We start from the raw sequence: 9,139 nt of genomic DNA on the forward strand, positions 1-9,139 counted from the left end.
ACTACTGAGCTGTTGCTAGGTTATTTTTATTGCCACCCTACTTCTTTACGTAGCCTTATTGATCCGCGTGCTTTGACATTTATATAAGCACTTTTTTGCTCACACCGTGGCTTACAAGGTCGTTTTATTATGCCAAATGCTAATTCATCACCTCAAACCCCTGGCTTCTTTTCTCGCCTGTGGCAAGGATTTTTAGCCACTGTTGGGACACGAGAATTCTTTAGAATTTTCTCCCCTTGGGTTAAGTGGCTTGCTGGTATAGCAATTACTATGATTGCGATCGGCAGCATCTGGGGTCTTGGCTTTGCCCCTCCAGATTATCTGCAAGGTAACAGCTATCGCATTATCTTTATCCACGTGCCTGCAGCCAGTATTGCTTTGTCGATTTATTTCGCCTTAGCAGTGTTGGGGGTAATCTTCTTAGTGTGGCGTATTAAAACGGCAAACTTGGTGGCACAAGCCATCGCACCTATTGGTTTTTTATTGTGTGTCCTAAGCTTATTGACCGGCTCTATCTGGGCTAAGCCAACTTGGGGAACCTTCTGGGTGTGGGATGCGCGCTTAACCTCAATGCTTATTTTGGCGTTCTTATACGCTGGGGTAATGGCTTTATTTGCCGCTTTTGAACACACACCAAACCGAGGAAAAGCTGCCGCCATATTATCTATCGTAGGGGCTGTGAACCTTCCTATTATTAAATATTCGGTAAACTGGTGGAATACTTTACACCAAGGCACTACCCTGACCATCACCGAGGCCCCTAAGATGTCTATCGATATGTTAGCGCCTTTATTACTGATGATTCTGGGCACTTACTTTATGGTTGGCGCTTTAGCCATATACCGTACCAACACCCTAATCCTACGCCGTGACCAAAATAAGGCTTGGGTCAAAGAATATGTGCGTACGTCCAAATAATACGCAGACAAGCCTGGTCATTAGCCAATAAAGGAGAGCCACTGTGCAACCCTATTTTTATAGCTTCCAAGAGTTTATAGCCATGGGCGAACATGGGCCTTATGTGTGGAGTACATGGGGCATTACTGTGCTCGCTATCCTCGGCTTCATCTTTTATAGCCTCAGTCAGCGCCGTCGTCTGATTAAAGAGTTAAAAATCCAACATGCCCGTCAGCAGCAGCGTAAACAAAGAACTAAGCGCAACTAAATCTAGTAAGCTGCTCCGCTATTACTGACTGACTTAAAGTTTCAAGCGTTTTCAACTTTTTATAAAGACCTTCTTCTCTTTTGAGGTCTAAAAACTAAAGGCAATTTTATGAATGCTGTGCGTCGTAAAAAACTAATTTGGGTCGCTGCTACTTTAGCAGGTGCCATCATTGCAGTTTTGTTGGTTATCTATGCCATTGGCCAACAAACAGACTATTACTTTGATCCAACAGCTATTGCTGCTGGTGAAGCCCCACAAAACAAACGTATTCGTGCTGGAGGTATGGTAGTAAAAGACAGTGTGCGTCGTGACCCTAATGATGATTTAAAAGTTCAGTTTGCCATTACGGACTTTAATGCTTCTGTCCCCGTCAGCTATCAAGGTATCTTGCCAGATTTATTTGCTGAAAACTCAGGGGTTGTTGCTACCGGTGAAATGCAGGGTGATTTATTTGTGGCCAGCGAAGTTCTTGCCAAGCACGATGAGAACTACATGCCACCTGAAGTTGCTGCTTCATTAAAAGAAGAACATGCGGCAAAAGGCGTTACTCCAGACTCAGAGCAATTTAGTCCCGCTATCCCTGTAAAAAACGCTCCTGAAAAAGGCAATCACACTACTGATACCTTAGCTGAGTAAATCAAATCACTTAAAAGTGGGCAATAATCATGCTATAAAGAAAACAGGCAGCTTAATAAGCTGCCTGTTTTTTTGTTTTGCTTTAACTGTTTTTAATTGCTGGTTAGACTCTAAGCAAACCTTAGGGCTTTCTTAACCAGCGTAGCCAAATCTCATGTCCAATAAAGAACGTCACTGCTAAAAAGAAGGGTAGCAAATAATATAGCAGTCTAAAGACCAACAACACGGCCAATAAGTAAGTCTTATCCACCATAGGTAAGGACGCCATCATTGTCAGCTCAAAGACGCCAAGCCCACCTGGAACATGGCTTAAAATTGCCAATATCATTGACTGAACAAACGCTGCAAACACCGTAAAGTACCCTACTCCCGCATCGTGAGGGAGCAGTAGATATAAAACAAATGCCACACTCGCCAAGTCAATAATTGAGATGATAATCTGTTTAATGATCATCGCTGCAGGCGGTAAATCAAAACGCCAGCTACCTACTTGAATATGTCGACCCTGCTTACCCGACCAAGCCAGTAACCCCGCCACTATAGCCAATAGGCTAATACCTATGCCACGTATTACCGAGGCATTATGGAAAATATTTGGCACATCTATCGACAATTCAGACAACTGCATATCCAGCTGTCCCATCATAATTACTGTGGCTTCAGGGTGTAGGGCTAGTGATAAGGCTACCAAGGTGGTAATACCAAAAGTAAAAGCCATGGATACCAACCAAACAACATTGGCAATGTTCTCAGGCCTTATCTTATTTACTCCATACATCCTAAAGCGTACTCCGGAGGCAGATAAGATTGCCAATCCGATAGTATGACCAATGGCGTAAGCGGTAAATGAGGTAAATGCCACCTTCTTAAAAGGCAACTCAATGTGCATGTGTTTCAATGCAATCGTATCGTAGAGCGTCAGGACCAAGTATCCAAATGCCACCACCAGTAGGGCCAAAAAGATGTCCACATTGGGAATCTGCTCTATGGCTGCTAAAACTTCTGAGAGCTTGATGGTATGAGTGATGGTATATAGGGTTTTTAGAGCAAGAAGGAATATAAACAGCGCCAGCAAAAACAGTGTGCCGCGTAGCAAAACTACTTTAGGATTGAGGAATTTTTTTAGGTTTATAGACATACTGCCACTTAGATTAAGACACTGAGGAATTCATAGAATTTTATATAATATAACCATAGGGGCTATAATAACAGCCTCGACAATTAGTTTGTGTATTTATCATAAAAACATGCTGTAAATTATGCGATTGAGAGGCTGATATCCCTTGGTCTTATGAGGATAAATACATTTAAAAAAGTGCAGACAAAAAAAACGAGCCAAGGGCTCGTTTTTTTGATTCATTCAAAGTAATGTTTTTAAATTATCATCACTTTAAATTATCTTAGCTATTAGATAGCTGTGATACCGTGGGCTTATGGGCCTTTAGCACCTTGAGTTACTGTGAACTCAACTTCTTGGCCTTCAGCTAGGGTTTTGAAACCTGAGCTTGCGATTTCGCTGTAATGAGCAAAAACGTCTGGACCAGTTTCTGGAGCGATAAAGCCAAAACCTTTAGCTTCGTTGAACCACTTAACAGTACCTTTGATAGTATCTGACATATTCATCTTCCTAATTTTAAAACATAATGACCAATTTGGTCGGATAACGCTTGAGCAACTTCTGTAAATCTTAAAACGGAGGATTAATGCTAATACTACGAGGTAATGATTTGCTGCGGTTCTCTTAAGCAGGTGCCCAGTATATACCAATACCACAGGTAAGCAAGCTTTATTTTAAAAAAACTTAAAATAACTTTAGTTTGTTTAAAATATAGTCCTTTTTACTTCAAACTAGGCGCTTTTTCAAACTAGGCACTTTATAGTTATAAGAGTTCCTAAAATCATACTGCATCTATAATTAAATAAGCTTATGATAGTATATAGAGAGTAGGAGTTAATCACTCTCTCTATTTATGCTCTTTTAATCTTATTTACTATATAGGTGCTGCCATGAGCTATAAACATATCTTGTTAGTTACTGACCTACGCTCGGATGCCGATGTCGTTGCCCAAAAAGCAAAGTACATTCACTCACGTCAACAAGGCGCTCAGCTCTCTGTACTGCATATCATTAAAGATACGGTGGTAGGGTTTGGTTATGAAATGGTGCCTGCAGCCAGTCTGTATGATGAAATAGATGATGAGCGCTGCAAGAACGCTAGAAAGGATCTGATTGAATTTCTTGACCGTAACGGCTTAGATTGTAACAGTCAGGAAGTGACCACAGCCATTTCAAACAGTGAGGGCATTATCAACTACTGCCATAAAAATGACGTGGACTTAGTGATTATTGGTCGTCACGAGCGTCATGGTATCTCTGCCTGGATTAATGGAGCTACTGTGGATGCTATCTTGCCTAACGTTGATTGTGACGTACTGGTCGTTAAGCTAGAAAAGCCGGTTAAGGAGTAATCTAGCCAAGCGGCCTACTCATAAGTACAGCCTTATAAGTACAGCGCTCACTAGGCGTCGGGCAATCGCCATAGGTAGATGCCCACACAAAAGCAGACTAAGGCCACAGTCCAAGCGACCCATACTTGTGCATCAGGCACTGTAAAAAACAGCATAGTGCCTGATACGGTCATCATAATACAGGCGAGCCATTTAGCACGTCTAGGCACAGCCCTACGCTCTTCCCAATCACGAATATATTTACCCATATACTTGTGATTAATCAGCCATAGATAAAAACGTTTTGAGCCTCGAGCCCAGCAGGCGGCTGCCAGTAACACAAAGGGTGCAGTAGGCATCACTGGCAACAGTGCCCCTACCACACCCAGTCCAAAAAACATGCCCCCTAAGACAAGATACAGCCAACGCATTGAAGCGTACTTAGACGGGTTAATATTACCTGTGTAACGGTATTGGCTATCATCTGTCATAAAACAAGGAGGCTTATTTTATTGGTGAATTAATAGAAGTTACAGCTCTACAGCTTGACCTATCTGATCTTGTTTGGCCGCTTGAGCAATTTTTAACGCTACAGCCGCATCAAAGCTTGCTGCACCCACTGATTTAAATAAAGTAATCCCTTTCGAGCCATCAGCTGTCTCAACTTTCAGATCGCCAGAGACTAAATCCATAAGTTGACCGCTTAGCTGATCCCACTGCCAGTCACAGCCTGAATTGTCATCTGCCTGAATCAAATCACCCGCTTCGTGTTTACCGCCTTCTAAGTCATCAATAACCACATAAGCGCTTGATTCGATAACAGAGTCGCTAACCTCTTTCATATTTGGCTGATAAGCACCCACAGCATTAACATGTGCGTTGGCTTTGATTTGATCGACTTCAAACAGACCTTCTGTAGCGCGGGTAGCTAAATTGATAATATCTGCGTCTTTTACCGCTTCTTCTATCGTATCGCAAACGGTTAATGTCACATTCCACTGTGAATAATCACGCTCAAACACTTCTTTAAAGTCGTGTGCCTTATCCGTAGTGCGGTTCCAAAGTGTTACTTCGGTGATACTTGGGCACACGGTTAACACAGCACTTAATTGCTCATAAGCCATACCACCCGTACCTACTACAGCCACGGTCTTGCTGTCTGGATTGGCCATATATTTTGTGGCAACACCAGATAAGGCTGCAGTACGAACTTGGGTCACATAGATACCATCCATAAAGGCCAGAGTTTCCCCTGTCGCTGTATCAGAAACAGCAATGGTCGCTACCGTTGTTGGCTTATTGCGTGCTGGATTATCGGGACAAATCGTTACCAGCTTCACCACAGCGTATTCCTCCGCCCCATCAAACACTACCGAAGGCATCGACAAGTGTGAACCGGTCTGATGACTCTCGCTGTCTTGATACGTTGGAATCACCAGACGCTCTGGTGTTTTCACCCAACTTGGGTTTTCATGCTGTACTTTTAATAAGTCTTCAATGGCTTCAATGGCCATCGGCATGGTTAACTGCTGTTTTACGGTATCTAAATTCAATACTTGCATTCTTCTTCCTTAAATTATGATTTTACTCTTTTTATTATGCTAATCCGTAGCCTATGAGTACAAGTTGCCAACTGTGGTGTTTTGTCACATGGCTCACACTTTTGTTAAAGCTAGGACCTCTTATTAAGCAATAGCGTTATCCGAACGCTTAGCGACAAACCCGATTAATGCCATAACAATCGTCGGTACAATCCAGCCAAGCCCCATTTCAGATAAAGGCAGTGTATCAATCAAACTCTGCCAAGGTAAAGGGCTCGATACAATACTGGCCAACATATCATTAAAAGCAAGCAAGGTCGCTGTGCCCACGCCCAATACATAAGTTAGCGGACGATGTGCAATTAAAGGGTGCATGAGTGACAACAATACCAGCGCAATACTGATGGGATATAAAAACATCATGATTGGCACGGCAATCGCTAAAATAGGCTCTAGACCAAGGTTTGACAGCACAGCACCTGCCACTGTAAATACCAGGACATAGCTTTTATAACTTATCTTTGGAAACAGGCTTTGAGCAAAGCTTGAGCAGGCATTAATTAAACCAATACAGGTGGTCAAACACGCCAAAATCACAATCATGCCCAGCACCACATTGCCCAAATTACCCATAAGCAGTGTGGCCGCACTTGATAACAAGACGGCTCCATTGTCATAGCCTTCAGGGCGATACATACTTACCCCAACCCAAGCTAGGCCTAAATAAACCAGTCCTAAAAAGAAACCCGCCACTAAGGAGGACTGGATCATGATTTTAACTAACTGCTTATCACTAACTGGCTTATCAACAGAAGGACTGCTACTTAGTGGCTCTACGCTATCGCCTGCTGAAGTCTGCTTACCTGTGTTAGGTGTTTTCGGACGCATGGCTTCAATGATAGAGGCAGACAACACACTACCGAACGCCAAACCTGCCAGCGCATCTAAGGTAAAGTAGCCCTCAATAATACCAGCTGACAAAGGACTGGTCGCAAACTGCTCTGTTGGTGCTTGAGTGCCTGGTGTTAGATTAAAAATGGCTAAACCACATAACAAAGCAATAAATACCAATAATATAGGGGTTAAAAACTTACCAATAAAATCAATCAGACGGCCCGACTTAATGGAAGATAAGTAGCAAATACTAAAAAATACGACCACATAAACCACTAGGCCCGTATTATTTGGCAGATTAACAAACTGCTGAAACCCCATTTCATAGCCCACATTGGCCGCCCTAGGGATGCCGTACATAACCCCGATAGACAGATACACCAATATTGCAAATATATAAGCAAACACAGCGTGTACCCGGCGCCCCACTCCCAGTAGCCCATCTGGTGATTTGGCCACAACAATTAGACTTAATAAAGGTAATGCGATGGCTGTGGCGATAAACCCAATAACAGCTGGCGTAAAATTACTGCCTGAGTTCATACCTAACATGGGAGGAAAAATAAGGTTGCCTGCCCCGAAGAAAAAGGACAGAAGCATGAATCCTAAAAACAATGGACTCGCCTTGGACGGTTGAGCCTCTGGTGTCTGTTTACCCATAGCAATGTGAGCCTTTCATTTGTATATAAAAAGGAGCAATTGTATAGGAAGCCTGGGTTGTTGGCAAAAACTGACTGCAATTTTTTTATACAAATAGATTGCTATATCAGAGACTTAGCAATAGATATTACTAGATAGAAACACAATGAATTAAGTCGAGATAAACACTGAAGCTGTTAGCGATTGGGCATAAAAAAACCACCGGAACAGTGGTTTTTAAAAATAGCTTATTTATAGGAGGGGTAAAGCTTTAACTACCGGTTACTCCTCCTACTAGCCCTGTCACGGTACAAGCTGTTAGAAAAAGTGAGCTGGTTAATAGAACAGCCAGTGCTAACTTGGTTTTCGTCAGTAATTTTAACATAGGGATTCCTTACGTCTTATACCCGTTTTTATATGAGCTCTCTATCTTGACCGATATGGCCGATTTTTGACTTCCTCCCCTCGCTAAACCGAGGGGATTCCTACATCTAGACGGTCAAGCCCGACCGCAAGGATGTTCTTAGCAGCATTGATATCTCTATCATGCCATGTGCCACACTCAGCACAAGCCCATCCTCTTATTCGCAAGCCTGCTCTACCTTTCGAGCTACTGTCACCTATTTTGTGGCAGCACGAGCAGGTCTGGGTAGTGTAACTCTCATTTACGATCTCAAGCTGACAACCTGCATGCTTGCATTTGTATTCCAGTTGTCGTTTAAGTTCAAACCATCCTGCATCGTATGTTGATTTAGCTAGCTTGGTTTTTTTAGTTGTAAATGAGCGTGATTTAACATCACCAACTACAATTAAGCTGTTATCTTTAACAAGCTTGGTGGTGAATTTATGAATTAAGTCTAATCTTGTATTTTTAATTTTGGCGTGGATTGCTTTGACACGTTTTTTATTCTTAGCACGCTGGGCTACTGCTAATTTATTCGCCCACTTTTGCGTCTGCTTAATAGTGAGTTTATCACCCATTGAGGTAGTAGCAGACTCTTTTAAACCTAAGTCAATACCAACGCTGCCCATACCACTTGCTTGTTTGGGGTAGTCTTTAACAGTGATACACGCATACCAACGATTACGACTGTCTTGTACTATCTCTAAGGTGTTTATTTGATATAGGCTTAGGTTGTAGCTATCGAATACATCTATGATAAGCTTTTGACCTTTAGATAGGGATAACTGTAGGGTTGATTTCAGTGCCTTCTTACCCGTCTGCCTTGTTTGCAAATACTTGATAGCAGACTTTTTAAAAGGTATCCAACCTAGTGATTTACGTTTGGCATCAGGTCTATTAGTACGCCAGTTAAGTTTGGCTTTTTTAAATTGTTTACGTGATTTAGCGTGTGTCTCATTGATAGCTTGTAAGGTTTGACTGTGTAATCCTAAATACTCGCCACTTCCTTTGGTGTACTGGTTTAAATCATAGGCTGAAAAGTACTTACCGGTACGTTTTAGATGCTCAAAGCACAGCGCATTAATATAGTTCCACACGAAGTTCACTGAACCGCTTAGACGATTCAGCTCTTTTATGTGCTTGTCTTTAATGCGTAGCTTGAGGGTTTTCATACCTTAAGTATGGCAAGTTTAATTTTGACTTACAACCCTTCAACGACTTCTTACGACAGTGTGTGTCGCCTTATATCCACCCCCTGAAGTGCATAGGTATCTACACAACTTAAAAAGAGCAAAACAGAATGATAGAATCTTCCAGTATGGCATAGATAAAATGGAGCTAGATACGAGGCTCATCAAACGATATCAACAACTCGTACACAATCACACTCACCCAAACGGTTATCTACATGCT

Annotated in this window: 11 protein-coding genes; 5 read left to right on the forward strand and 6 right to left on the reverse strand. The window is 42.2% G+C overall.

Annotated features, from left to right (window positions below; genetic code table 11):
- Nucleotides 1-129: 129 nt before the first annotated feature.
- The 3 genes from ccmC to ccmE all read left to right on the forward strand — a co-directional run bounded on the left by ccmC (nucleotide 130) and on the right by ccmE (nucleotide 1,801).
- Nucleotides 130-918, forward strand: a complete 789-nt coding sequence (ccmC, locus tag A1232T_RS02205) for a heme ABC transporter permease CcmC (RefSeq protein WP_077447844.1) — start codon at nucleotides 130-132, stop codon at nucleotides 916-918.
- A gap of 43 nt (nucleotides 919-961) precedes the next feature.
- Nucleotides 962-1,165, forward strand: a complete 204-nt coding sequence (ccmD, locus tag A1232T_RS02210) for a heme exporter protein CcmD (protein WP_077447845.1) — start codon at nucleotides 962-964, stop codon at nucleotides 1,163-1,165.
- Nucleotides 1,166-1,273: 108 nt separating this feature from the next.
- Nucleotides 1,274-1,801, forward strand: coding sequence for a cytochrome c maturation protein CcmE (ccmE, locus tag A1232T_RS02215; RefSeq protein WP_077447846.1), 528 nt, complete (start codon nucleotides 1,274-1,276; stop codon nucleotides 1,799-1,801).
- Nucleotides 1,802-1,922: 121 nt separating this feature from the next.
- On the opposite strand, the gene A1232T_RS02220 is transcribed toward ccmE, so the two are convergent.
- The gene (locus A1232T_RS02220) at nucleotides 1,923-2,939 is read right to left on the reverse strand and encodes a putative bifunctional lysylphosphatidylglycerol flippase/synthetase (RefSeq protein WP_077447847.1); all 1,017 of its coding nucleotides are present in this window, start codon (nucleotides 2,937-2,939) and stop codon (nucleotides 1,923-1,925) included.
- A 293-nt stretch (nucleotides 2,940-3,232) separates the two neighbouring features.
- The gene (locus A1232T_RS02225; RefSeq protein WP_077447848.1) at nucleotides 3,233-3,418 is read right to left on the reverse strand and encodes a cold-shock protein; all 186 of its coding nucleotides are present in this window, start codon (nucleotides 3,416-3,418) and stop codon (nucleotides 3,233-3,235) included.
- A 390-nt stretch (nucleotides 3,419-3,808) separates the two neighbouring features.
- Between A1232T_RS02225 and A1232T_RS02230 the strand changes: the two genes are divergently transcribed.
- Entirely contained in the window at nucleotides 3,809-4,270 is a 462-nt protein-coding gene (locus A1232T_RS02230) for a universal stress protein (protein WP_077447849.1), read from the forward strand.
- A gap of 50 nt (nucleotides 4,271-4,320) precedes the next feature.
- Here the strand turns inward: A1232T_RS02230 and A1232T_RS02235 are convergent, their stop codons facing one another.
- From A1232T_RS02235 to A1232T_RS02250, 4 genes are all read right to left on the reverse strand, one after another.
- Nucleotides 4,321-4,740 (reverse strand): YbaN family protein, encoded by a 420-nt coding sequence (locus tag A1232T_RS02235; RefSeq protein WP_077447850.1) that lies wholly within the window; start codon nucleotides 4,738-4,740, stop codon nucleotides 4,321-4,323.
- 39 nt (nucleotides 4,741-4,779) lie between these two features.
- On the reverse strand, nucleotides 4,780-5,811 hold the full coding sequence (locus tag A1232T_RS02240) for an ornithine cyclodeaminase family protein (RefSeq protein WP_077447851.1): 1,032 nt from the start codon (nucleotides 5,809-5,811) through the stop codon (nucleotides 4,780-4,782).
- Between the two features lie 123 nt (nucleotides 5,812-5,934).
- On the reverse strand, nucleotides 5,935-7,344 hold the full coding sequence (brnQ, locus tag A1232T_RS02245) for a branched-chain amino acid transport system II carrier protein (protein ID WP_077447852.1): 1,410 nt from the start codon (nucleotides 7,342-7,344) through the stop codon (nucleotides 5,935-5,937).
- Nucleotides 7,345-7,791: 447 nt separating this feature from the next.
- A complete protein-coding gene (locus tag A1232T_RS02250; RefSeq protein ID WP_077447853.1) occupies nucleotides 7,792-8,898 on the reverse strand; it encodes an RNA-guided endonuclease InsQ/TnpB family protein in 1,107 nt (368 codons plus the stop codon).
- A 58-nt stretch (nucleotides 8,899-8,956) separates the two neighbouring features.
- Between A1232T_RS02250 and A1232T_RS14210 the strand changes: the two genes are divergently transcribed.
- The coding region (locus tag A1232T_RS14210; protein WP_143513937.1) for a hypothetical protein at nucleotides 8,957-9,139 on the forward strand (183 nt) is incomplete at its 3' end.

Source organism: Psychrobacter pasteurii, assembly GCF_900162815.1.
Taxonomy (GTDB): domain Bacteria; phylum Pseudomonadota; class Gammaproteobacteria; order Pseudomonadales; family Moraxellaceae; genus Psychrobacter; species Psychrobacter pasteurii.